Origin of the sequence: Nonomuraea typhae (assembly GCF_009760925.1) — a bacterium.
Taxonomy (GTDB): domain Bacteria; phylum Actinomycetota; class Actinomycetes; order Streptosporangiales; family Streptosporangiaceae; genus Nonomuraea; species Nonomuraea typhae.
On record NZ_VRLV01000001.1, the window covers coordinates 1,237,494 to 1,259,221 of the forward strand.

General features: G+C 73.3%; 21 protein-coding genes and 1 tRNA gene. 16 read left to right on the forward strand and 6 right to left on the reverse strand.

What is annotated here, in order from left to right; all coding sequences use genetic code 11:
* Positions 1-102: 102 nt before the first annotated feature.
* On the reverse strand, positions 103-1,095 hold the full coding sequence (gene selD / locus FVE25_RS05740) for a selenide, water dikinase SelD (protein WP_246266643.1): 993 nt from the start codon (positions 1,093-1,095) through the stop codon (positions 103-105).
* An 18-nt stretch (positions 1,096-1,113) separates the two neighbouring features.
* Here selD and selA point away from each other — a divergent pair, with 18 nt between their 5' ends.
* Both selA and FVE25_RS05750 read left to right on the forward strand, forming a co-directional pair.
* On the forward strand, positions 1,114-2,424 hold the full coding sequence (selA, locus tag FVE25_RS05745) for an L-seryl-tRNA(Sec) selenium transferase (protein WP_157245278.1): 1,311 nt from the start codon (positions 1,114-1,116) through the stop codon (positions 2,422-2,424).
* 10 nt (positions 2,425-2,434) lie between these two features.
* Positions 2,435-2,530: transfer RNA gene (locus tag FVE25_RS05750), tRNA-Sec, on the forward strand.
* Here FVE25_RS05750 and FVE25_RS05755 read toward each other — a convergent pair.
* From FVE25_RS05755 to FVE25_RS05770, 4 genes are all read right to left on the reverse strand, one after another.
* Positions 2,531-3,877: a sensor histidine kinase gene (locus FVE25_RS05755; RefSeq protein WP_157245279.1), complete on the reverse strand. Its 1,347-nt coding sequence runs from the start codon at positions 3,875-3,877 to the stop codon at positions 2,531-2,533.
* A gap of 94 nt (positions 3,878-3,971) precedes the next feature.
* Entirely contained in the window at positions 3,972-5,000 is a 1,029-nt protein-coding gene (locus FVE25_RS05760; protein ID WP_157245280.1) for a LacI family DNA-binding transcriptional regulator, read from the reverse strand.
* Positions 4,997-6,157 (reverse strand): MFS transporter, encoded by a 1,161-nt coding sequence (locus tag FVE25_RS05765; protein ID WP_157245281.1) that lies wholly within the window; start codon positions 6,155-6,157, stop codon positions 4,997-4,999. The genes FVE25_RS05760 and FVE25_RS05765 overlap by 4 nt, the downstream gene beginning before the upstream one ends.
* Positions 6,154-6,984: an ABC transporter substrate-binding protein gene (locus FVE25_RS05770; RefSeq protein ID WP_157245282.1), complete on the reverse strand. Its 831-nt coding sequence runs from the start codon at positions 6,982-6,984 to the stop codon at positions 6,154-6,156. Before FVE25_RS05770 ends, FVE25_RS05765 begins: the two co-directional genes overlap by 4 nt.
* A gap of 115 nt (positions 6,985-7,099) precedes the next feature.
* On the opposite strand from FVE25_RS05770, the gene FVE25_RS05775 reads away from it, so the two are divergent.
* Genes FVE25_RS05775 through FVE25_RS05785 form a run of 3 tightly spaced genes read left to right on the forward strand, consistent with a single transcriptional unit; the run spans position 7,100 to position 10,696 of the window.
* Positions 7,100-8,008: an NAD(P)-dependent oxidoreductase gene (locus FVE25_RS05775; protein ID WP_157245283.1), complete on the forward strand. Its 909-nt coding sequence runs from the start codon at positions 7,100-7,102 to the stop codon at positions 8,006-8,008.
* On the forward strand, positions 8,001-9,263 hold the full coding sequence (locus FVE25_RS05780) for a M24 family metallopeptidase (protein WP_157245284.1): 1,263 nt from the start codon (positions 8,001-8,003) through the stop codon (positions 9,261-9,263). Before FVE25_RS05775 ends, FVE25_RS05780 begins: the two co-directional genes overlap by 8 nt.
* 14 nt (positions 9,264-9,277) lie before the next feature.
* Positions 9,278-10,696 carry an NAD-dependent succinate-semialdehyde dehydrogenase gene (locus tag FVE25_RS05785; protein ID WP_157245285.1) on the forward strand — a complete coding sequence of 473 codons (1,419 nt, stop codon included), beginning with the start codon at positions 9,278-9,280 and terminating at the stop codon, positions 10,694-10,696.
* Here the strand turns inward: FVE25_RS05785 and FVE25_RS05790 are convergent.
* Positions 10,686-11,177 (reverse strand): VOC family protein, encoded by a 492-nt coding sequence (locus FVE25_RS05790; protein WP_219825315.1) that lies wholly within the window; start codon positions 11,175-11,177, stop codon positions 10,686-10,688. The genes FVE25_RS05785 and FVE25_RS05790 overlap by 11 nt on opposite strands.
* Before the next feature lie 46 nt (positions 11,178-11,223).
* Here FVE25_RS05790 and FVE25_RS05795 point away from each other — a divergent pair, with 46 nt between their 5' ends.
* The 11 genes from FVE25_RS05795 (at position 11,224) to FVE25_RS05845 (ending at position 21,673) form a co-directional block, all read left to right on the forward strand.
* Complete coding sequence (locus tag FVE25_RS05795) at positions 11,224-13,395, forward strand: alpha-ketoacid dehydrogenase subunit alpha/beta (RefSeq protein WP_157245287.1); 2,172 nt, start codon at positions 11,224-11,226, stop codon at positions 13,393-13,395.
* Positions 13,396-13,398: 3 nt separating this feature from the next.
* On the forward strand, positions 13,399-14,661 hold the full coding sequence (locus FVE25_RS05800) for a dihydrolipoamide acetyltransferase family protein (RefSeq protein ID WP_157245288.1): 1,263 nt from the start codon (positions 13,399-13,401) through the stop codon (positions 14,659-14,661).
* Positions 14,662-14,749: 88 nt separating this feature from the next.
* Positions 14,750-15,265, forward strand: a complete 516-nt coding sequence (locus tag FVE25_RS05805; protein ID WP_157245289.1) for a flavin reductase family protein — start codon at positions 14,750-14,752, stop codon at positions 15,263-15,265.
* A gap of 144 nt (positions 15,266-15,409) precedes the next feature.
* Positions 15,410-16,468: an LLM class flavin-dependent oxidoreductase gene (locus FVE25_RS05810; protein WP_157245290.1), complete on the forward strand. Its 1,059-nt coding sequence runs from the start codon at positions 15,410-15,412 to the stop codon at positions 16,466-16,468.
* A 13-nt stretch (positions 16,469-16,481) separates the two neighbouring features.
* Entirely contained in the window at positions 16,482-16,991 is a 510-nt protein-coding gene (locus FVE25_RS05815; protein WP_157245291.1) for a DoxX family protein, read from the forward strand.
* Positions 16,988-17,830: an ABC transporter permease gene (locus FVE25_RS05820; protein WP_157245292.1), complete on the forward strand. Its 843-nt coding sequence runs from the start codon at positions 16,988-16,990 to the stop codon at positions 17,828-17,830. Before FVE25_RS05815 ends, FVE25_RS05820 begins: the two co-directional genes overlap by 4 nt.
* On the forward strand, positions 17,827-18,603 hold the full coding sequence (locus tag FVE25_RS05825; protein ID WP_157245293.1) for an ABC transporter permease: 777 nt from the start codon (positions 17,827-17,829) through the stop codon (positions 18,601-18,603). Before FVE25_RS05820 ends, FVE25_RS05825 begins: the two co-directional genes overlap by 4 nt.
* Entirely contained in the window at positions 18,600-19,358 is a 759-nt protein-coding gene (locus FVE25_RS05830; protein WP_157245294.1) for an ABC transporter ATP-binding protein, read from the forward strand. Before FVE25_RS05825 ends, FVE25_RS05830 begins: the two co-directional genes overlap by 4 nt.
* Positions 19,359-19,368: 10 nt before the next feature.
* Complete coding sequence (locus FVE25_RS05835; protein WP_157245295.1) at positions 19,369-20,313, forward strand: ABC transporter substrate-binding protein; 945 nt, start codon at positions 19,369-19,371, stop codon at positions 20,311-20,313.
* 11 nt (positions 20,314-20,324) lie between these two features.
* A complete protein-coding gene (locus FVE25_RS05840; protein WP_157245296.1) occupies positions 20,325-20,747 on the forward strand; it encodes an ester cyclase in 423 nt (140 codons plus the stop codon).
* Between the two features lie 122 nt (positions 20,748-20,869).
* Positions 20,870-21,673 carry a Crp/Fnr family transcriptional regulator gene (locus FVE25_RS05845; protein ID WP_181019456.1) on the forward strand — a complete coding sequence of 268 codons (804 nt, stop codon included), beginning with the start codon at positions 20,870-20,872 and terminating at the stop codon, positions 21,671-21,673.
* The last annotated feature ends 55 nt before the right edge of the window (positions 21,674-21,728 follow it).

Genomic DNA, 21,728 nt, shown 5'->3' on the forward strand with positions numbered 1-21,728 from the left:
AATTCCTGCTCATAACGACCTTTGTTCCTCAACGCCTGATCGATGGGCCTGTCATGACTGCGGCGTTCAATGCGGGCCGCATGAACGCTTTATGCGGGCCCGCTATGCGCGGACCTCCACCGTGTGCCCGCGGTCGGCCACCAGGTGCCCGATCACCGGCGCGCCCGGGATCTCCCCGGCCAGCAGCAGCCCGCCCGAGGTCTGCGCGTCGGCCAGGAGGAGCAGCGTCTGCTCGGCCACGCCGTCCGCCGCCAGGTGCGGACGGACCCAGTCCAGGTTGCGCCGCGAGCCGCCCGGCACGTAGCCGTCGCGCACCGCCTCGCGCGCCCCCTCCAGCAGCGGCACCGCGGCCGCGTCCAGCACCGCCGTCACCCCGGAGGCGCGCGCGAGCTTGTGCAGGTGCCCGAGCAGCCCGAACCCGGTCACGTCCGTGGCGCATGAGATCCCCTGGGCCGCCGCGGCCCGTGCCGCCTCGGCGTTCAGGGCCGCCATGGTCGCCACGGCCTGCGGGAACACCTCGCCGGTGCTCTTGTGCCGGTTGTTCAGCACGCCCAGGCCCAGTGGCTTGGTCAGCGACAGCGGCAGCCCCGCCCGGCCGGCGTCGTTGCGCATCAGCTCGCCGGGGTCGGCCAGGCCGGTGACGGCCATGCCGTACTTCGGCTCGGGGTCGCTCACGCTGTGGCCGCCCGCGACGTGGCAGCCCGCCTCCCTCGCCACCTGCGCTCCGCCGCGCAGCACCTCGCGCGCCAGGTCGTACGGCAGGACGTCGCGCGGCCAGCACAGCAGGTTCAGCGCCATGATCGGGCGCCCGCCCATCGCGTAGACGTCGGACAGGGCGTTCGCGGCGGCGATCCTGCCCCAGTCGTAGGGGTCGTCGACCACGGGCGTGAAGAAGTCCGCGGTGCTGATGACCGCGGCGCCGCCCTCGATCCGGACCACGGCGGCGTCGTCGCCGGTCGCCAGCCCCACCAGCAGTTCGGCCTCGGCCTCTTCCGGAGGAAGCACGCCGAACCCGGACAGCACCTCTTCGAGTTCGCCCGGCGGGATCTTGCAGGCGCATCCGCCGCCGGTCGCGTATTGCGTCAACCGCTCCATGATCATAACTTTAGGCGGATGGCGAATCCCCGGCGCACGATCCCCAGGACCGATGTCCTCCTCGCGGACCCGGTTCTCGCGCCGGCGGTGGAGCGCCTGGGCCGCGACCGCGTCAAGGCCGTGGTCAACCGGGCGCAGGAGCGGGCCAGGCAGGGCGAGATCCCGCCCGGTGCCGTCCTGGCCGAAACGCTCGAGGCGCTCGAAGCGCTCCCGCACGGCGGCCCGCGCCGCGTCCTCAACGCCACCGGCGTGCTCCTGCACACCAACCTCGGCCGCGCGCCCCTGTCCGCCGCCGCCACGGCCGCCCTGACGGCCGCCGCCGGCACCACCGACGTCGAGCTCGACCTGGCCACCGGGCGCAGGGGCCGCCGCGGGCGGGCCGCCCTCGCGGCGCTGGCCGCCGCCGTTCCCGCCGCCGAGGCCGTGCACGTCGTCAACAACAACGCCGCCGCCCTCGTCCTGGCCGCCACCGCGCTGGCCGCCGGGCGCGAGATCGTCATCAGCAGGGGTGAGCTCGTCGAGATCGGCGACGGCTTCCGCCTGCCCGAGCTGCTCGCCTCCACCGGCGCCCGGCTGCGCGAGGTCGGCACCACCAACCGCACCTCCGTGGCCGACTACACCGGCGCCCTGGGGCCCGGGACGGGGTTCGTGCTCAAGGTCCACCCCTCCAACTACCGCATCGAGGGCTTCGCCGGCACCCCGGACGTGGCCGACCTGGCCCCGCTGTGCGAGCGCGCCGGGGTGCCGCTGGTCGCCGACGCCGGTTCCGGCCTGCTGCGCCCCGACCCTCTGCTGCCCGCCGAGCCCGACGCCGCCACCTGGCTGAAGGCCGGCGCCGGGCTCGTCACCGCCAGCGGCGACAAACTGCTCGGCGGCCCCCAGTGCGGGCTCCTGCTCGGCCGCTCCGGGCTCGTCGAACGCCTGCGCCGCCACCCGCTCGCCCGCGCCCTGCGCGTCGACAAGCTGACGCTGGCCGCCCTGGAGGCCACGCTGGCCGGCCCGAGCCCGCCGGTCCACACCGCGCTGCACGCCCTCCCGGCCGACCTGCTGGAGCGCGCCCGCGCGCTGGCCGCCCGCCTCACCGCCGCGGGGCTGCCCGCCGAGGCGGCCGAGACCGACGGGGTCGTGGGCGGCGGGGGCGCTCCCGGTGTACGGCTGGCGGGGGCGGCCGTCGCCGTACCGGAAGGGCTGGCCGAGGCGCTGCGGGCGGGCGAGCCCGCGGTGCTGGGCCGGATCGAGCACGGACGCCTGCTCCTCGACCTGCGCGCGCTCGCGCCCGCCGACGACGAGGCGCTCTACGACGCCGTGATCGCCGCCCGCAAGCGGTAAGGTGCCCGGTGGAGGCGCGAAGGCGCCTGGTGGCCCTCCCGGTCTTCAAAACCGGTGGCGTTGAGCATCTCAGCGCGGCGGGTTCGATTCCCGTTCGCCTCCGCCACTACTCGCGTACGGCCAGCGGCAGGCGGACCACGAAGCGGGCGCCCCCGGTGGCCTCCTCGGCCATGATGCTGCCCATGTGGGCCAGCGCCACGTCACGGGCGATGGCCAGGCCCAGGCCGGTGCCGCCGGCGTCGCGGCTGCGGGCGGCGTCGAGGCGGGTGAACCGGTCGAAGATGCGCTCGCGGTCCTCCGGGGCGATCTCCGCGCCGTCGTTGGACACCTCCAGGACCGCGAACCCCTCCTCGGCCCGCACGCCCACGCCGACCTCCGATTCCGCGTGCCGTTCGGCGTTGTCCAGGAGGTTGGTGAGCAGGCGGGCCAGTTGCAGCCGTACGCCCTCGACCAGCACTCCCTCGGTGAGCGACGGCCGGACGACGATGTGGTCGTGCCGGCTGACCAGCTCCTCGCGGACCAGCCCCGACAGGTCGACGGGCTCCTTGACCACGTCCACCCGGGAGCCGATGCGGGCCAGCAGCAGCAGGTCGGTGATGATCGCCTCCAGCCGGTCGGTGTCGCGCAGGGCGCCGCCCACGAGCTCGGCCACGTCGGTGTCCTCGGGGTAGAGCTGGGCGCTTTCGAGCTGGGCGCGCAGCCCGGCGATGGGGGTGCGCAGCTCGTGGGAGGCGTCGGAGGCGAACTGGCGCTGCTGCTCGGCGGAACGTTCCAATCGGGCCAGCGTGCTGTTGATGGAGCGGGCGAGCTGGGCCACCTCGTCGTCGCCCGCCGGTTCCGAGACGCGGCGGCTCAGGTCGCTGGCGTTGACGGCGTCGAGTTCCGCGCGCATCGCGGCGACCGGGCGCAGCGAGCGGCCGGTCACCAGCCACGTGGCCCAGGCGGCCAGCCCGATGAGGATCGCGACCTGGCTGGCCACCACCGCCTCCAGCAGCCACGTGGACAGCACGCCCGGCGTGAGGCGCCCGGCGTAGACGACGGGGGAGCCGGCGGCGGTCGTGACCCGGACCGCGGTCAGGTGGACGCACTCGTCCCGGTGGCAGTCGGTGGTGCTGACGACCCGGTCCTCGGCCGGCGGCCAGATCTGGCTGAGCGGCCGGCGGCCGGCGGCGGCGGAGCTGTGGGCGATCACGCGTCCGCCCGGCTCGACCACCTGCAGCAGGTCGACCGTGGGGTCGGAGAGCGGGATGACGCCGGCGCGCAGCCCGCCGTCGCGGACCTTGGCGGTCACGTGGGAGGCCGCCTCGCGGGTGGCCCGCCACACGCCGGCCTCGACGACCGATCTGGCCACGCCGACGCCGCCGATCCCCACGGGGATCAGCACGGAGGCGGCCACCGCGGTGGCGATGAGCGTGACCCGGCCGCGAAGGGACCTCGCCCATATGCGTGACACGTCCTGAGGCTACTAAGCGTGATTTGTCGGACACACCGGTGAGACGAAACGTTTGCAGGATCCAAACGCAGCTTGTACCGGGTGAAACGCCTCGTCAGCGCCGCGCGGTCGAGCCGCGGACCACCAGGGAGACCGGCATCAGCAGCGATCGCGCGGGCCGTCCGGGGTTCTCGATGCCGTCCAGCAGCATCCGCGCCGCCTCCACCCCGATGTCGTGGTGCGGCACGCGCACGGTGGTCAGCGGCGGGCGCAGCTTGTCCAGGAACGGCATGTCGTTGAAGCCCACCACGCTGACGTCCTCCGGGCACGACAGCCCGCGCTCGCCGAACACGTCGTAGCAGCCCAGCGCGATCAGGTCGTTGCCCGCCACGATCGCCGTCACCCCGCTCTGGGCGCCGAGCAGCGTCCGCGTCGCCCGTGCCCCCGCCTCCTCGCTCCAGCGCGCGCACTCCACGACGAGCCCGGGGTCGTCGGGCAACCCCCGATCGCGTACGGCATGCCGGAACGCCCGCGCCCTGGCCACCCCGGTCGAGGTGCCCTGCGGCCCGGCGAGGTGGGCGATCCTGGTGTGCCCGAGCCCGGCCAGGTGGGCGACGGCCGCGCTCACCCCGCTGGAGTCGTCGGCCGTCACGCACGGCAGGTCCACGCCCTCGACCCGCCGGTTGATCAGCACGAGCTGCACACCGGAGGCGTGCAGCTCGGCCAGCAGCGGGTGGTCCATCCGGGCGGTCGCCACGATCAGCCCCTCGACCTGGCGCGAGCGCAGCGAGTCGATGAGCTTGCGCTCCCGCTGGGGGTCGTTGTCGGTGTTGACGATCCAGCCGCTGTAGCCCTCGGCCTCGAGCGCGCTCTCGATCCCGCGCACGATCGGCGGGAACAGCGGGTTGGTGATGTCGGGGATGACCAGGCCGACCGTGCGCGAGCGCGAGGTGCGCAGGCTCAGCGCGATCGGGTTGGGCTGGTAGCCGAGCTCCTTGGCCGCCTTCTGCACCCGGCGGACGGTCTCGGCGCCCACCTGCCCCTGCGTGCGGGGGTTGAGCGCGCGTGAGACGGTGGTCGTGTGGACGCCGACCGCCTGGGCGATGTCGCGCAGCGTCGGCGCGGAAGGCCGGTTGGCTTTCATCGGCCGAGCTCTCCTTCAGGTCGGATCCAACGTTTGCGCCCCAGTGCGCCGAACAGGCCGAGCGGAGCGGCCAGCGCCGCCGCCCAGCCGAAAATCTGAGCATACCGGTGCTGCTCGGCCGCGCCGGCTACCACGACCGCCGCCACGGCGCTGCCGAGGAACAGCGCCCCGGCGAACGCCGACACCACGGTCGCCCTGGCCGCGGGGAGCACCTCGGTCGCCCAGGTCTGCAGCGAGGAGTGCATCGCCGCCCACGCCGCGCCGAGCAGCCCGGCGGCCGTCAGCGCCATGGCCGGCGACCGGGACAACGCCACCAGCCCGCAGGCGGCCACCGCGGCGGCGGCGCCGTACGCGATGAGCCGCCAGGCAGGGACGCGGCGGGAGAGCGCGCCGACGACCTGTGAGGCCACCAGGACGGCGGCGCCGTAGGCGGCGGTGACGGCGCCCGCGACGGCCGCGCTCGCGCCCGCCGCCTCCACCGCGGCCGGCAGCAGGGTGAGCACGCCGATCAGCACGCCGCCCTCGACGAACGCCAGCGCCAGCACCAGCAGCGCCGGTCGCGAGCGCGCGACCGAGGCCAGCGGCGCGATCACGCCGAGGTGGGCCCGCGGGCGCGGCGGCGCGGGGAGCCTGCCGAGCGCCCACGCCAGCGCCAGCGCGGCCAGGCCGGTGGCGGCGAAGGCCACGCGCCAGCTCGCGTACTCGACGAGGACGCCGGCGGCGGTCGAGGCCACCGCGGTGCCGACGGCCACGCCCGCCATGAGGTTCGTGATCTCCCGCTGCCGCCGCTGCGCCGGGACCGTGTCGCCCAGGTACACCAGGCTGCCCGGGATCGCCGCCGCGAAGCAGGCCCCGGCCAGGCCGCGGGTCAGGGCCAGCGCGAGCGCCGAGCCGGTCAGGGCCGAGGCGATCGTGGTCACCGCGCCGAGGGCCAGCGCCAGCCGCATGGTCCGCACCAGGCCCGCCCGGTCGGAGATGACGCCCCAGACCGGCTGCATGACCCCGTAGGCCAGCACGTACGCGCCCACCGCGTGCACCACCTGAGACAGCGGCAGGCCGAGCTGGGCGGCCATCGAGACCATCATGGGCGGCATCGCGAAGCGGTCGAGGGTGCTGACGAAAGGGACGGCGAGCAGCAGGCGGGGCGCGGGGGTCATGCGTCGATCAGACCACGCGCCGGATCGAGCGCCCCGGCCAGCCCCTCGTCGGGCAGATGCCGCACCCGGAGCGCCAGCACCGAGCGCAGGGCGTCCAGATCCACGGTGTTGCCGGGGACGAGCCCCTCGACCGGATCCTTGAGCCGTTCCAGGTAGCGCGGGGCCAGGTGCCCGGACAGCCCGAGCACGCGCCCGGCCTCCTCCAGCACCAGCTCGTCGGCCCGCCCGTCCAGGATGTGCGCCGTGCACTCGCGCAACGCCGCGGCCAGCTCCCGCGCGGCCGCCAGACGCCGGTCGCCGACCACCGTCAGCACCGTTCCGAGGTACGGCCGGCAGACCTCGGCCAGCCCGGCCAGCCGTACCATGCCCCGGTCCTCGGCGATCAGCTCGTTGCCCGCGTTGAGCATCGTGACCCCGCACTCCCCGGTCAGCAGCGCCTGCAGGCGGCGGGGCGTGGAGCCTATGGGCTCGACCCGGTAGCCGCCCAGGCCCAAGTGCTCCATCAGCGCATACAGGCCGAAGGCGAAGCCGGAGCCGGGTACGTCCACCCCGGCCACGACGGCGCCCTCGGCGCCGGGACGGGCGTAGAGGCCGAGGCCGAGGCCCCGGTCGACGGCCGAGACGATGCGCACGTCGGCGGTCTTCCCGAGGGGGTTGGCGGCGGTGAAGCGGTAGGCGAGGACGTTGTCGGGGCTGGTGAGCGCGGCGTCCACGCGGCCGTCCAGCAGGGCGCGGAACTGGCCGGGGGAGGAGGTCACGGGCTCCTCGGTCACGGTCAGGCCCCGGGCGTCCAGAAGGCCGAGGCGCCGGGCCACGCGCAACGGCACGGATGGGCTGAATGTGCCGACCGTCAGCGAAGTCGTTTGCTCAGCACTTGACATACGAGGAATCTACTTCGATGCTGGCCGCGACGCAATCGATTGCGTAATCGAGGGAGGCACTATGAGAGTCGGCTGGATCGGCACCGGCCGCATGGGGTACGCGATGGCCGCGCGCCTGGCCGGGCCGGGGACGGACCTGGCCGTGTGGAATCGCACCCGGGCCAAGGCCGAGCCGCTCGCGGAACTCGGCGCCGAGGTCGTCTCGTCGATCGCGGAGCTGAGCGCCAACGAGGTCGTGTTCACGATGGTCTCCAGCTCCGGGGACCTCGCCCAGGTGCTGGACGAACTGCTCGGCGGCGAGGTGGCCCCCCGCGTGGTCGTGGACTGCTCGACCGTCTCACCCGAGGCGTCGGCCGTGGCCAGAAGCGCCTGCGCCGAGCGGGGCACGGCCTTCCTGGCCGCGCCGGTCAGCGGCAACGCCAAAGTGGTCGCCTCGGGCGGCCTCACGCTCGTGGTCTCCGGGCCCAGGGAGTCCTACGAGCACGTCGCGCCGCTGCTGGAGCGCATCGGCCGGTCCGTCACCTACGCCGGAGAGGGCGACGTCGCCAGGCTGGTGAAGATCGCGCACAACCTGATGCTCGGCGTCGTCACCCAGTGCATGGCCGAGATCACCGTGCTGGCCGAGAAGGGCGGCGTCCCGCGCCACGCCTTCCTCGACTTCCTCAACGACAGCGTCATGGGCTCGGCGTTCACCCGCTACAAGAGCCCGGCCTTCGTCAACCTCGACTACACGCCCACGTTCACCCCGCTCCTGCTGCGCAAGGACTTCGACCTCGGCCTGGCGGCCGCCCGCGAGCTGGACGTGCCCATGCCGCTGGCCGCCCTGACCGCCCAGATCGTCCAGGCCAGCGTGGGCACCGGCCGGGTGGACGAGGACTTCGCGATCCTGCTCGACCTGCAGGCCGCCGCCTCGGGCGTCGCGCTCAAGCCCGAAGGCGTCACCGTGGACGACGGTCTCGGCCATGGCTGACCACCCGCCCGCGGGCCGGGCCGTACCGGCCGCGCCGCTGCCCGCGCCCGGGCACATGGGCGTCGACTTCGAGCAGCGCGTCGACTTCGGCCGGTTAAGGGACTACCGCCTCGCGCGGGCCCGCGCGGCCCTGGAAGCCAGCGACTGCGGCGCGTTCCTGCTGTTCGACTTCTACAACATCCGGTACGTGACCCAGACCTGGATCGGCGGCGCGCTGGGCGACAAGATGACCCGCTACGCGCTGCTGACCCGGGACAAGCCGCCCATGCTCTGGGACTTCGGCTCGGCCGCCCGCCACCACCGCCTCTACAGCCCCTGGCTGGACCCGGCCGACTGCCACGCGGGCATGCTCGGCCTGCGCGGCGCCATCGCGCCCAGCGCCGGGCTGATGGCCGAGGCGGTCGCCCAGGTCAAGGACCTGCTCGACGACCCGTCCGCGCCGGTCGGCGTGGACATCGTCGAGCCGCCGTTCCTGTTCGAGATGGAACGGCAGGGCCTGCGCGTCCGCGACGCCCAGCAGCACATGCTCGACGCCAGGACGATCAAGTCCGCCGACGAGGTCATGCTGCTCACGCAGGCCGCCGCCATGGTGGACGGCGTCTACCAGGACGTCGTGGAGGCCCTCAAGCCCGGCGTCCGGGAGAACGAGATCGTCGCCCTGGTCAACAAGCGCCTGTACGAGATGGGCTCCGACCAGGTCGAGGCGGTCAACGCGGTCAGCGGCGAACGCTGCAACCCCCACCCCCACAACTTCTCCGACCGCCTCATCCGCCCCGGTGACCAGGCGTTCTTCGACATCATCCACTCCTTCAACGGCTACCGCACCTGCTACTACCGCACGTTCTCCGTCGGCAGCGCGACCGCCTCCCAGCGCGATGCCTACACCAGGGCGCGCGAGTGGATGGACGCCGCCATCGCCGCGGTCAAGCCGGGCGCCGGCACGGACGAGATCGCCTCCCTGTGGCCCAGGGCCACCGACTTCGGCTTCGAGAACGAGATGGCCGCCTTCGGCCTGCAGTTCGGCCACGGCCTCGGCCTGGGCCTGCACGAGCGGCCCGTCATCTCCCGGCTCAACAGCATGCGCGAGCCGGTCGAGCTGCGCCCCGGCATGGTCTTCGCCCTGGAGACGTACTGCCCGGCCGGCGACGGCTTCTCCGCCGCCCGCATCGAGGAGGAGGTCGTCGTCACCGAGGACGGCGCCCGCCTGCTCACCCTCTTCCCCGCTCAGGACCTCGTCATCGCCAACCCCTACTAACCCTGGAGGTTCCCATGCTCCACATCGGGGGTCGATCGGTAGCCGCCGCCGACGGCGGCCGGTTCGACGTCATAGATCCCGCCACGGGCGAGGTGATCGCCGCCGTGGCCGACGCCACCCCGGGCGACGCGCTCGCCGCGGTCTCGGCCGCCGCCGACGCGGCCGAGTCCTGGGCGGCCACGGCGCCGCGCTATCGCTCGGAGGTCCTGCGCCAGGCGTTCGAGCTCATGTGCGCGCAGGCCGAGGACCTGGCCGTGCTGATCTCCCAAGAGAACGGCAAGGCCCTGCCCGACGCCCGTGCCGAGGTGGCCTACGCCGCCGAGTTCTTCCGCTGGTACGCCGAGGAGGCCGTGCGGGCGGACGGGTCGATGCTCACCGCGCCGTCCGGCGCCAACCGCATCATGGTGCTGCGCCGCCCCGTCGGCGTCTGCGTGCTGGTCACGCCGTGGAACTTCCCGGCGGCCATGGCCACCCGCAAGATCGGCCCGGCGCTCGCGGCGGGCTGCACGGTGGTGCTCAAGCCCGCCAGCGACACCCCGCTCACCGCGCTCGCGCTGGCCCGCCTGCTGGAGGAGGCGGGCGTGCCCCCGGGCGTGGTCAACGTCATCCCGGCCCGCCGGTCCGGCGAGGTCGTCGCGGCGATGCTGCGCGATCCGCGCGTGCGCAAGCTCTCCTTCACCGGCTCCACCGAGGTCGGCCGCGTGCTGCTGCGCGAGGCGGCGGGCCAGGTGGTCAACAGCTCGATGGAGCTCGGCGGCAACGCCCCGTTCCTCGTCTTCGCCGACGCCGACCTCGACGCGGCGGTCGAGGGCGCCATGACGGCGAAGATGCGCAACGCGGGCGAGGCGTGCACCGCGGCCAACCGCTTCTACATCGAGGAGCCGGTGGCCGAGGAGTTCGCCCGCCGCCTGGCCGCCCGCATGGCCGACCTGCGCGTCGGCCCCGGCACCGAGCCGGGCGCCGAGGTCGGCCCCCTGGTCAACCAGGACGCCGTGGACAAGGTGGACACCCTGGTGCGCGAGGCGATCTCGGACGGCGCCAAGGCCCTCGCGGGCGGCCGCCGTCCCGACCGGCCGGGCTTCTTCTACGAGCCGACCGTGCTGACGGGCGTGCGCCCGGACGCGCCGATCCTGCGGGAGGAGATCTTCGGTCCCGTCGCGCCGGTCGTCACCTTCGCGACCGAGGAGGAGGCGGTACGGCTGGCCAACGACACCGAGTACGGCCTGGTCGCCTACGTCTTCACCGGCGACCTGGCCCGCGGCCTGCGGGTCGGCGAGCGGATCGAGGCCGGGATGATCGGCCTCAACCGCGGCCTGGTCAGCGACCCGGCGGCGCCGTTCGGCGGCATGAAGCAGAGCGGCATCGGCAGGGAGGGCGGCCACGAGGGCCTGCTGGACTACCTGGAGACCCAGTATGTGGCGGTCAGCTGGTGACCCCGCGGTCGAACGCCTTGCCGCCTGGGTAGGAGACGAGCTCGAACTGCATGCCCCACGGCGCGAGGAAGTAGATCCAGCGCTGCCCCTCGCTGGGGCCCTTGCTGGACGTGGGCTCGCCGAGCACGGTCACGCCCTTGTCCTTCAGGTAGGCGACGGCGGCGTCCAGGTCGTCGACGTACAGGGCGACGTGGTGGCCGCCGATGTCGCTGTTGCGTGGCTGGACCTGGTTCTGGCCGGGGGCCTCGTACTGGAACACCTCGAAGACGGCCTGGCCTCCGCAGCGGAAGAAGTGCAGCTCCCGCATGACTGCCCGGGGGTGCACGCCGAGGTGCTCGGCCATCCAGTCGCCGGCGTCCGCGTAGGGCCCGAGCGTGTACATGTACTCGCAGCCCAGCACGTCCACGAGGAAGTCCCTGGCCGCGTCGAGATCGGGCACGGTGAAGCCGACGTGGTCCAGCCTGGCCAGTCCGGGAAGCATTCCGACCCCCTCCTGTCGCGTAACGCAATCGATTGCGGAGACTAACATGAGCGAGCACCACCGGCTAGATCCCGCCGTCCCCTGGGTGGAGGTGAGAACGGGCGAGGCGGACTGGGACGCCGCCGACCCGGCCCTGCTGACCACCATGTACGGCCAGCTCGTGCTCCTGCGGGCCTTCGAGGAACAGGTCCTGGAGCTGGCCAAGGCCGGCCTGGTCCACGGCCCGGCCCACTCCAGCATCGGGCAGGAGGGCGGCGCGGTCGGCTCCGTCCTCGCTCTGGCCCCGGGCGACACCGTCAACGGCTCCCACCGCGGTCACCACCAGTTCCTGGCCAAGGTGCTGAGCCACGTCGAGCCCAAGGGACTCGACCCCCGGCAGGACGTCTCGCCCGAGGCGCGGGCCGTCCTGTTGAAGAGCCTCGCGGAGATCTGCGGGCTGGACCGCGGCTTCAGCCACGGCCGCGGCGGCTCCATGCACCTGCAGTGGAACGAGGCGGGGGCCATCGGCACCAACGCCATCGTCGGCGGCGGGGTCCCCCTGGCCGCCGGTTCCGCATGGGCCCACCGCCAGGCCGGGACCTCGAACGTGGCCGTCACCTACTTCGGCGACGGGGCCGTCAACATCGGCTCGACGCTGGAGACGTTCAATCTGGCCGCCGCCTGGAAACTGCCGCTCTGCTTCTTCGTGGAGAACAACGGCTACGCCGTCTCGACCGGGGTGGCCGAGGCCACCGGGGAGCCGCGGCTGTCGGCGCGGGGGCCGGGCTTCGGCATCGCCAGCTTCAAGGTGGACGGGATGGACGCGCTGGCCGTGCACCTCACCATGCTCGAGGCGCTGGAGCTGCTGCGATCGGGGCGCGGGCCGGTGCTGATCGAGGCGGACGTCTACCGATATTTCCACCAGAACGGCCCCTTTCCCGGGAGCGCGTTCGGCTACCGGAGCAAGGAGGAGGAGCGCGAGTGGCGGGCCCGCGACCCGCTCGACCAGGTGGCCGGTCATCTGGTACGGCGCGGCCTGTTCACCCCCGGAGAGGCCGAGGACGCCCGTGCCAGGGCGTCCGCCCTCATGGCCGGGATCGCGGACACCCTGCTGGAACCGGACCCCGGCGACGAGCCGGGCGCCGGGAAGGCGGGGCGCCGGCGGATCAAGCCCGGAGAGTGGCCCGATCCGTCCTTCGCCGACGTCGGGATCCGGGGGGATCTGTCGGAGTTCGCCGACGCCCGGTTCGCCTTCCAGGGCACGCTGGGCGAGCAGAGGTTCATCGACGCCGTCGCCGCCGTCATGGCCCGGCGCATGGAGACCGACCCCGGCGTCGTCGTCATGGGCGAGGACGTGCACCGCCTCGGCGGCGGCACCAACGGCGCCACCCGCGGGCTCAAGGAACGTTTCCCCGACCGCGTCCTCGGCACGCCCATCAGCGAGAACGCCTTCGCCGGGCTCGGCGGCGGCATCGCCCTGGACGGCCGCTTCCGCCCTGTCGTGGAGTTCATGTACGCCGACTTCATGTGGGTCGCCGCCGACCAGCTGTTCAACCAGATCGGCAAGGCCAGGCACATGTTCGGCGGCGGCGGGGCGGTGCCGTTCGTGCTGCGCAGCAAGGTCGCCATGGGCACCGGGTACGGCTCGCAGCACTCCATGGACCCGGCCGGGATCCTGGCCACCGCCCCCGGCTGGCGCATCGCCGCGCCGTCCACGCCGTACGACTACGTCGGCCTGATGAACAGCGCCCTGCGCTGCCAGGACCCGGTCGTCGTCCTGGAACACGTCGACCTCTACGGCTCCGTCGGCGAGGGGCCTGCCGGAGACCTGGACTACTGTCTGCCCGTCGGCCGCGCCGCCGTCCGCCGCACCGGCGCCGCGGTCACCGTGCTGACCTACCTCGCCATGACCCGCCACGTGCTCGAGGCCGCGGGCGAGGTGGACGCCGAGGTCATCGACCTGCGCTGGCTGGACCGGGCCAGCCTCGACTGGGACACCGTCGGGGCCAGCATCCGCAAGACCGGCAACGTGCTCATCGCCGAGCAGGGGGCGCTGGGCACCTCCTACGGGGGCTGGCTGGCCGACGAGATCCAGCGGCGCTACTTCGACTGGCTCGACCAGCCGGTGCAACGCGTGACCGGAGGCGAGGCCTCGCCCAGCATCAGCCGGGTGCTCGAACGCGCCGCCATCGCCGGGGCGGCCGAGGTGGCCGCCAAGCTCGCCGAGATGACGAGGTGAACCATGGCCAGAGTCCTGCACATGCCCGAGGTGGCGGCGGGCGCCCAGGAGGCGGTGCTGCAGACGTGGGGCGTCACCGCCGGGGTCCCGTACGCCAAGGGCGAGGTGATCGCCACCGTCGAGACCGACAAGGCGGTGGTGGAGGTGGAGGCCGAGGAGCCGGGCGTGCTGCTGCGCACGCTGGTGGGGGAGGGCGCCACGGTGACCGTGGGCGCCCCGATCGCGGTCGTCGGCGCCCCCGGCGAACCCCCGGAAGCCGCCGGACCCGTCCTGGCCGATCCGCCGCCTTCCGCGGCTCCGGCCGGTCCGCCGCCCGTCCGGGGCCTGCCGCCCGACGTGCCCTCTCCGCCTGGCCGGGGGCGGCCCTCCGGCGCACCGGCCGCCGTGGGCGGTAGCCGTACCCCTGAGCGGGTGTTCTCCAGTCCGCTGGCCAGGCGGCTGGCCGGGGAGGCGGGGTTGCGGGTCGAGGACATCCCGGGGTCCGGTCCCAACGGGCGGGTGGTCCGCAAGGACGTGGAGGCCGCGGTCGCCGCCCGACTCGCCGGCGAACCGGCCGTCGCCGAACCGGCCCAAGCGAGCGCGGACCCGGGGGCGTACACCGAGATCCCGCACACCCGGATGCGCCGCGCCATCGCCGCGAGGCTGACCGAGAGCAAGCGCACCGCCCCCCACTTCTACCTGCGCGGCACCGCCCGGGCAGACGCCCTTCTGGCCATGCGCGCCCAGCTGAACCAGGGCGACCTGCGTGTCTCGGTCAACGACCTGATCGTGAAGGCCGCCGCCCGCGCCCACGTCCGGGTCCCGGCGATGAACGTCACCTGGTCGGAGGAGGCCGTGCGCGCCTACCGGCAGGTGGATCTCGCGGTGGCGGTGGCCACGGAGGCGGGGCTGGTCACGCCGGTGCTGCGGGACGTGGCGGGCATGACGCTCTCCCGGGTGGCGGCCGCGATGCGGGAGTACGGCGAGCGGGCCCGCACCGGCCGCCTGCGCCAGGACGAGCTGGAGGGCGGCACGCTGACCATCACGAACCTGGGCATGTACGGCACGGAGGAGTTCGCCGCGATCGTGAATCCGCCGCAGGCGGCGATCCTGGCGGTCGGCGCGGCCAGGCGGCAGCCGGTCGTGGAGGGGGATGCGGTGGTGGCGGCGAGCGTGCTCACGGTGACGCTGTCGGTGGACCACCGGCCGGTGGACGGCGTGGTGGCCGCCGAGTGGATGAAGGCGTTCCTGGAGCTTCTGGAGAACCCCGTCGCGATCCTGGCCTGACGCTTGAGCGATCCCGGCCCGGCCGGGGGTTTGTGGAACCCGCGACATACGCTGGCCCGCCCGCGGGGCCGCCGCGCAGGATGTCGGCATGAGCCTCACCGACGACACCGCGGCGGTTCCCGCGGAGCTGTTCAAGGCGCTGGCCGGCTCGTTGCCGACCGGGGTCACGGTGGTGACGAGCCTGGCCGGGCCGGGGCGTCCGGCGGGGATGACGTCGGGGGCCGTGTGCGGGCTGTCGGCCGATCCGCCGCTGATGCTGGCCTGCCTCGGCCGCGGCTCGCGCACGCTGGCGGCGATCGAGCGCTCCGGCGCCTTCTGCGTGAACGTCCTGGACGCCGGCGCGCAGCGGCTGTCCGAGCGCTTCGCGGGCAGCGGCGACGGCAAGTTCGACGGCGTCGCGTGGCGGCCGGGGCGCCACGGGGTGCCGGTGCTCGACGCGGGCGCCGAAGGGGGCACGGTGGCGCACGCGGTCTGCGAGGTGCTGGAGACGGTCGGGGGCGGCGACCATCTGATCGTCATCGGTCTCGTGGTCGCCGGCGCCTGCGATCGGGAGGCGGCGCCGCTGCTTTACCACCGCCGCAGGTATGCGGCGTTCCCGCGTTAGCAAACGTTTTCGTCACCGCCGCCGAAACGGCGATGTTAGCTGTTCCACATCCCCTTGACCTCCGGCAATCGCCACTTAAGACTCGATTCTCGTAAGCAATCGATTGCGGAGCCGGTCTTCATCTCACGAATGAGGCACCATCCGATGCGCTTTTCCATCTATCTCAACGCCCAGACCCGCGGCCCGCACGAGGACGTCGGCATCATCGAGACGCTGACCCGCCAGGCACTGGAGGCCACGCGGGCGGGCGTGCGGGGGATCGTGCTCACCGAGCACCACTTCTCCGGCTACAACACCTACGGCGACAACTTCGTGTACGCCGCCCACCTGGCCGCCCAGGCCCCGCCCGGCACCCGCTTCTCGCTGGCCGTGGCGGTGCCCCCGCTGCACAACCCGATGCGCCTGGCCCAGCGGTGCAACCTGCTCGACATCCTCACCGGCGGCGAGCTCATCGTCGGCTTCGCGGCCGGCGGCTCGCCCCTCGAGTACGCGGGCATGGGCCGCGACCCCTCCCAGCGCCACGCCCAGATGATCCACAACCTGGAGATCCTCGAGGCGGCCCTGGCCAAGAAGCCGGACGACCCGCCCCTGGAGTGGGAGACCGCCTTCGAGCACGGCACCCTGCACACCCGCATCATGCCGAGCGCCTTCCACCGCCCCGCCCCGGCCTTCGCCCGCGCCACCCAGAGCGACTCCGGCGCCGAATGGACCGGCCGCAAGGGCTGGTACCTGTTCACCGCCCGCGAGAAGCCGCAGCCGCTGGCCGCTCGCTGGCGGCTGTACGAGCGGGCGCTGCGCGAGGGCGGGCACGACGAGGCCACGATCCAGGAGCGGCTCGACTGGAGCATGGTCCAGAAGCAGGTCTACCTGGCCGGCACCGGCGAGCAGGCGGAACGGGAGATCCGCGAACGCCTCGTGCTCATGGCCGAGCACCAGCGCCGCAGCTTCGGCTTGGTCGAGGACCTGCGCGACGCCGCCCACCTCAAGAGCGTCGTCGGCGTCTCCCCGCAGAACCCCGACGAGTTCCTCGACCACGCCATGCTCATCGGCGACCCGGGCTCGGTCGCCGAGCAGATCCGCGAGTACGAGGCGGCCGGGGTCCGGCACATGGCCCTGCTGTTCAACTACGGCTTCATGCCGCCCGGGATCTCCGACCGCTCGCTGCGCCTGTTCCTCGACCAGGTGCTTCCCGCCTTCAGCTGAACGGAGCACGGAGATGGACATCGGGTTGCTCGTCCTCCGCCTCGTGGTCGGCCTGGTCATGGCCTACCACGGCACGGAGAAACTCTTCGGCTGGTGGGGCGCCGACGGCCTGAAGGGCGCGGCCGCCTTCTTCGGCCGCATGGGCTACCGGCCGCCGCTGGTCATGGCCGCCGTCGCCGGGCTCACGGAAACGGCGGGCGGCCTGCTGCTGGCCGCCGGGGCGCTGACCCCGCTCGCGGTGCTCATGCTGGCTGGCACGTTCGCCAACATCGTGATCCTGCACCTGCCGAACGGCCTCTCGCGCCGCCGCAACGGGTTCGAATACGAGCTGGTGCTGCTCGCCGCCACCGCCTGCGTCGCCTTCACCGGCCCCGGCGCGTTCGCGGTGGACGCCGTGTACGGCCTCGCGCTGAACGGCGCCGTCTGGGGGGCGGCTCTGGTCGGCGCGGGCCTCCTGGCCGGGGTGGCCGTGTCGGCCGGCCGTACCCGCTCGATCTCCGCGGGACCGGCGGGGGCGCCGTGAACACGCCCGTCACCACCACCGGCGTGCGCGCGGAACCGCGCCGCACGGGCGAGCGCCGCCGTCCCTCCCGCGGCGCGGCCGGCGCCATCCTCAGGGGTACGGCGGGCGCGGCGGTGCTGACTCTGGCCTTCGAGGTGTTCGCCCGGCTGGAACCGGTGGACGCCAGGCTGCTGCCGCCCGCGACCGTGATCCTGCCCGAGGCGCTGCGGCTGCTGGCCGAGCCGGCGTTCCTCGCCGAGGTGTGGGCCACGCTCGTCGCGGTGCTGGGCGGCGTGGCCGTCGCGGCCGCGATCGCGGTGCCGCTGGGCGTGCTGATCGGCTCCTACCGGCTGGCCGCGCTGGGACTGACCCCGATCATCGACTCGCTGCGGTCGGTGCCCGGGATCGCGATCATCCCGCTGCTCGTCCTGGTCATGGGCCAGGGGCTGCAGATGAAGGTGACGATCGTGGCCTTCGTGGCGCTGTGGCCGCTGCTGTTCAACACCGTGTACGGCGTGCGGAGCGTGGACCCGGTCGCGCTGGAGACGGCGCGCAGCTTCCGGGTGCCGCTGCTGCGGACCTGGTGGCGGGTCGTGCTGCCGAGTGCGCTGCCGCTCATGCTGACCGGGCTGCGCCTGGCGCTGGCCACCGGGCTGACCGTGGGCATCGCCGCCGAGATCGCCGTCGGCACGCAGGACGGGATCGGCTACGTCATCCTGCGCGCCGGCTACGCGGGATTCCGGGCGGACACGGTCTTCGCCGCGGTCACGCTGGCCGGGGTGCTCGGCTACGTCATGAACTGGGTCACCGTGGCGGGCGCGGCCCGGCTCGTGGCCTGGGACGGGAAGGGGCCCTCATGAGCGCTTCACGGGGATGGCCGGGACGGCTGGCCGTACGGCTGGGGCCGATCCTGCTGGCCGTGCTGCTCTGGCAGTGGGCGGCGTGGGCCGCCGGATCCCCGTTCTTCCCGCCGCCGGCGCGGATCGCGGCGCGGATGGCCGAGCTGTGGTTCGGCGAGCCGCTGCTGACCGAGCGGTTCTGGCTCGACGCCGGGCCCAGCGTGCTCAGGGCGCTGGCCGGGTGGCTGGCCGGGGCCGTGGCCGGGGTGGCGATCGGGCTGGCCGCGGGGCAGTGGACGGCCGCGGCCGGGTACGTCGATCCGCCGGTCGACTTCCTGCGCTCGCTGCCCAAGCCGGCGATCGTCCCGGTGTTCCTGCTGGTCTTCGGCGCGGGCGACCTCATGCGCATCGGGCTGATCACCTTCGGGTGCGCCTGGCCGGTGCTGCTCAACACCATGCAGGGCGTGCGCTCGGTGGATCCGATGTACCGGGAGACGGCCCGCGCGTTCCACATTCCCACCCGGACCCAGCTCGTCAAGGTGGTCATCCCGGCGGCGCTGCCGAAGATCGTCGCCGGGATGCGGGTGACGTTGTCGCTCTCGCTCATCCTCATGGTGCTCTCGGAGTGGCTGCTGGCCGACCACGGGCTCGGCCACTTCCTCATCAACGCCCAGCGCACCTTCGAGATCCTCGACGTGTGGGCGGCCATCGTCCTGCTCGGCCTCATCGGATACCTGCTCAACGTGCTCTTCCTCGCCGCCGAGCGGCGCGTTCTAAGGAGTCGCCCCGCATGACCGCTCTCCAGGTGCGCAACCTGTCCAAGACCTACGGCGAGGGGCACGCGGCGCTGCACAACCTCTCCTTCGAGGTGAAGGAGGGCGAGCTGCTGTCCATCGTCGGGCCCTCGGGCTGCGGGAAGACGACCCTGCTCAAGTGCGTGGCGGGGCTGATCCCGGCCACCCGCGGCCAGGTGAGCGTCCACGGCCGCGAGGTGACGGGCGTCCCGGACGGCCTGGCCGTCGTCTTCCAGGACTACGGCCGCTCGTTGTTCCCCTGGATGAAGGTCGGCGCCAACATCGCCTTCCCGCTGGAGACCTCCCGGCTGCCGAAGGGCGAGATCCGCGAGCGGGTGGAGCACTCGCTGGCGGCCGTCGGCCTGGACGGCAAGGCGGAGCGGTACCCGTGGCAGCTGTCCGGCGGCATGCAGCAGCGGGTCGCCATCGCCCGCGCCCTGGCCTACCGGCCCCAGGTGCTGCTCATGGACGAGCCGTTCGCCTCGGTCGACGCCCAGACCCGCTCGGGCCTGGAGGATCTGACCCGCCGGGTCCACCTGGAGTTCGGGATGACGATCATGTTCGTCACCCACGACATCGACGAGTCGGTCTACCTCGCCGACCGGCTCATCGTCTTGCGCAGGTCGCCGGGGAGCGTGCTGGCCGAACTCGTCATCGAGCTGCCGCGCGTACGCGACCAGATCGCCACCAAGTCGCTGCCGGCCTTCGTGCGCCAGCGCAGCGAGGTGGCCCAGCACATCAAGGACGCGTCCTGAGGAGAGCCCCGTGACCCGCACGTTCATCGTCTGCTCGGTTCTGCTGCTGACCGCCGCCTGCGGCGCAGGCGCCACCCCGACTACCACGACGATCACCATCAGCAACCCGGCCAACGTCAGCAACGTCCCGCTGCACCTGGCCATCGACAAGGGGTACTTCGCCGCCGAGGGCCTGACCGTCAAGGCCGACGTGGACCTCGGCTCGGGCAGCACCGTCGAGGCCGTGGTCGGCGGCCAGGTGGACATGGCCTGGTCCAACGTGGTCAGCAGCCTGTCCGCCTACGCCAAGGGCCTGGGCGTCAAGCTCGTGGCCCTCACCGACACCGCGGTCACCGGCTCGCAGCAGGTGCTGGTGAGCAAGAACTCCAAGGCGCGCGGCCTCGGCGACCTGAAGGGCCAGAAGGTCGCCGTCCTGTCGCCGAGCACGATCTGCATCCTCAACGTCCGCTCGGGGCTCAAGGCGCAGGGGCTGCCCGCCGACACCGTCCAGTTCACGCCCGTCGCGCCGCCCGAGCACGCCAACGTGCTGGACTCGGGCGAGGTGGCGGCCACGTGCACCAGCGACCCGTTCCGCACGCTCATGATCGACCGGCTCGGGGCCCGGTCGATCTACGACACCTCCTCCGGCGAACTGTCCGGGTACGCCGTGGGCGGCTATCTGGTGTCGGAGAGGTTCGCCGCGGCCAACCCCAAGGCGCTGGCCGGGTTCCAGCGGGCACTGCTCAAGGCCACGGCCTACGCCAACGCCAACCCGGCCGAGGTGAAGGCGGCGCTGCCCGAGTTCACCACGATCGAGGCGGGGGTGGCGGGGAAGGTGATCGTCAACACCTACCTGGAGACGGCGGACCCGGTCGCGCTCCGGCCGCAGGTCCAGCGGATCGCCGACGCGATGGTGACGTACGGCTTGGCGGACAAGCCCATCGACTTGTCCGGATATTTCGTGATTACACCCTGAAAGGGGCTGAGATGCTCGCCGAGCCGCGGATCGCACCGCTCCATACCGAGGAGGAACGGCGGAACCTCGAGGTGATCAGGGCGCTGCGGCGCGCCACGGTCGAGGGCCGCCGGGCGTACACGGCACCGGAGGCCGTCGTGCACCGGCGGGGCATGGCCCACCTGGCCGTCCGATCCGGCCGGCCGTACCGGCCGGAGGGCATCCCCGACCGGTACGACGAGGTGCTCGCCATGATCGCCAAGGGGGACCGGGTGTGGGCGGTGTGGACCGTCCGCGGCACGCACGCCGGCACCCTGTTCGGGCAGGCGGCCACGGGCCGGCCGGTGGAGGTGCTGGAGGTCGGCATCTGGCGGCTGTCGGGCGGCAAGGTCGTGGAGGCATGGTTCTTCGCCGACGAGTACGCCCTGGCCCAGACCCTCGGAATCCTGCCATGACCCCCGTCCCCGCCCCGACTCCAGACCCCGCCCCGGGATCCGGCTCCGCCATGGCTCCCGGCTCCGCCACGACTCCGGGTTCCGTTCCGGGATCCGGTTCCGTTCCGGGATCCGGCTTTCCCGTGGGGCCTGGTTCCGCCGCCGGAGGCGGCTCTGCTGCCGGGTCCGGCTCTGCCGCGGGGCCGGGCCGCGGTGGGGGGTTCCGGGGTTCCTGGAGTGCCGGGGCGCCGGGTGATCTGGCCGCCGTCCCCCTCCTGGCCGGGTTGCCCGGCGCGGCGGTGGCGGACTTCCTCGGGCCGGCCGTGCCGGTGGCCTTCCGGCGGGGTGAGCGGCTGTTCGCCGAGGGGGATCCGGGTGATCACGTTCTGGTCCTGCTGAGCGGGAAGGTGAAGCTCACCCGGCCGGGGCCGCACGGCGGCGAGAGCCTGCTGACCATGTCCGGGCCGGGGGAGTTGCTGGGTGAGCTGTGCGTGTTCGACGCCGCCCCGCGGCAGGCCACCGCCGTGGCCGTCCGGGACACCGCCGCCTGCCGCACCTCCGCGACGGACATGTCGGATTGGCTGGACAGGCACCCGGAGGCGTCGCGGCGGCTCATGAGCCTGCTGGCCGCCCGGATTCGCCGGATGAACGACCGGTTCGAGGACGCCGCCGGGGTGGACGTGGCCACGCGCGTGGCGCGGGTGCTGGTGGAGCAGGGGGCCCGGTTCGCCCGCCGTACCGGCATGGGGTTGCGGCTGACGCTGGACCTCAGCCAGGACGACCTCGCCCACCACGTGCGGGCCTCGCGCGAGCGCGTGAACCAGATCCTCGGCGACTTCACCCGCCGCGGCTGGATCGCGCGGGACGGCGGCGACCTCATCATCCTCGACCCCCCGCAGCTCACCCGCCGCGCCCGGCACCGCTCGCGGAGGCCGACGCTCATGTGATCGCGTCCCCGTGTGACCGGACTCACCGCCCACACCGGGTCCGCGTGTAGTAAAC

What these genes read in the sequence shown, in the direction of transcription:
- selD (WP_246266643.1), bottom strand. Translation starts at nt 1,095, where the DNA reads ATGGAGCGGTTGACGCAATACGCGACCGGCGGCGGATGCGCCTGCAAG.
- selA (WP_157245278.1), top strand. Translation starts at nt 1,114, where the DNA reads ATGGCGAATCCCCGGCGCACGATCCCCAGGACCGATGTCCTCCTCGCG.
- FVE25_RS05760 (WP_157245280.1), bottom strand. Translation starts at nt 5,000, where the DNA reads ATGAAAGCCAACCGGCCTTCCGCGCCGACGCTGCGCGACATCGCCCAG.
- FVE25_RS05765 (WP_157245281.1), bottom strand. Translation starts at nt 6,157, where the DNA reads ATGACCCCCGCGCCCCGCCTGCTGCTCGCCGTCCCTTTCGTCAGCACC.
- FVE25_RS05775 (WP_157245283.1), top strand. Translation starts at nt 7,100, where the DNA reads ATGAGAGTCGGCTGGATCGGCACCGGCCGCATGGGGTACGCGATGGCC.
- FVE25_RS05780 (WP_157245284.1), top strand. Translation starts at nt 8,001, where the DNA reads ATGGCTGACCACCCGCCCGCGGGCCGGGCCGTACCGGCCGCGCCGCTG.
- FVE25_RS05785 (WP_157245285.1), top strand. Translation starts at nt 9,278, where the DNA reads ATGCTCCACATCGGGGGTCGATCGGTAGCCGCCGCCGACGGCGGCCGG.
- FVE25_RS05790 (WP_219825315.1), bottom strand. Translation starts at nt 11,177, where the DNA reads ATGCTTCCCGGACTGGCCAGGCTGGACCACGTCGGCTTCACCGTGCCC.
- FVE25_RS05795 (WP_157245287.1), top strand. Translation starts at nt 11,224, where the DNA reads ATGAGCGAGCACCACCGGCTAGATCCCGCCGTCCCCTGGGTGGAGGTG.
- FVE25_RS05800 (WP_157245288.1), top strand. Translation starts at nt 13,399, where the DNA reads ATGGCCAGAGTCCTGCACATGCCCGAGGTGGCGGCGGGCGCCCAGGAG.
- FVE25_RS05805 (WP_157245289.1), top strand. Translation starts at nt 14,750, where the DNA reads ATGAGCCTCACCGACGACACCGCGGCGGTTCCCGCGGAGCTGTTCAAG.
- FVE25_RS05810 (WP_157245290.1), top strand. Translation starts at nt 15,410, where the DNA reads ATGCGCTTTTCCATCTATCTCAACGCCCAGACCCGCGGCCCGCACGAG.
- FVE25_RS05815 (WP_157245291.1), top strand. Translation starts at nt 16,482, where the DNA reads ATGGACATCGGGTTGCTCGTCCTCCGCCTCGTGGTCGGCCTGGTCATG.
- FVE25_RS05825 (WP_157245293.1), top strand. Translation starts at nt 17,827, where the DNA reads ATGAGCGCTTCACGGGGATGGCCGGGACGGCTGGCCGTACGGCTGGGG.
- FVE25_RS05830 (WP_157245294.1), top strand. Translation starts at nt 18,600, where the DNA reads ATGACCGCTCTCCAGGTGCGCAACCTGTCCAAGACCTACGGCGAGGGG.
- FVE25_RS05840 (WP_157245296.1), top strand. Translation starts at nt 20,325, where the DNA reads ATGCTCGCCGAGCCGCGGATCGCACCGCTCCATACCGAGGAGGAACGG.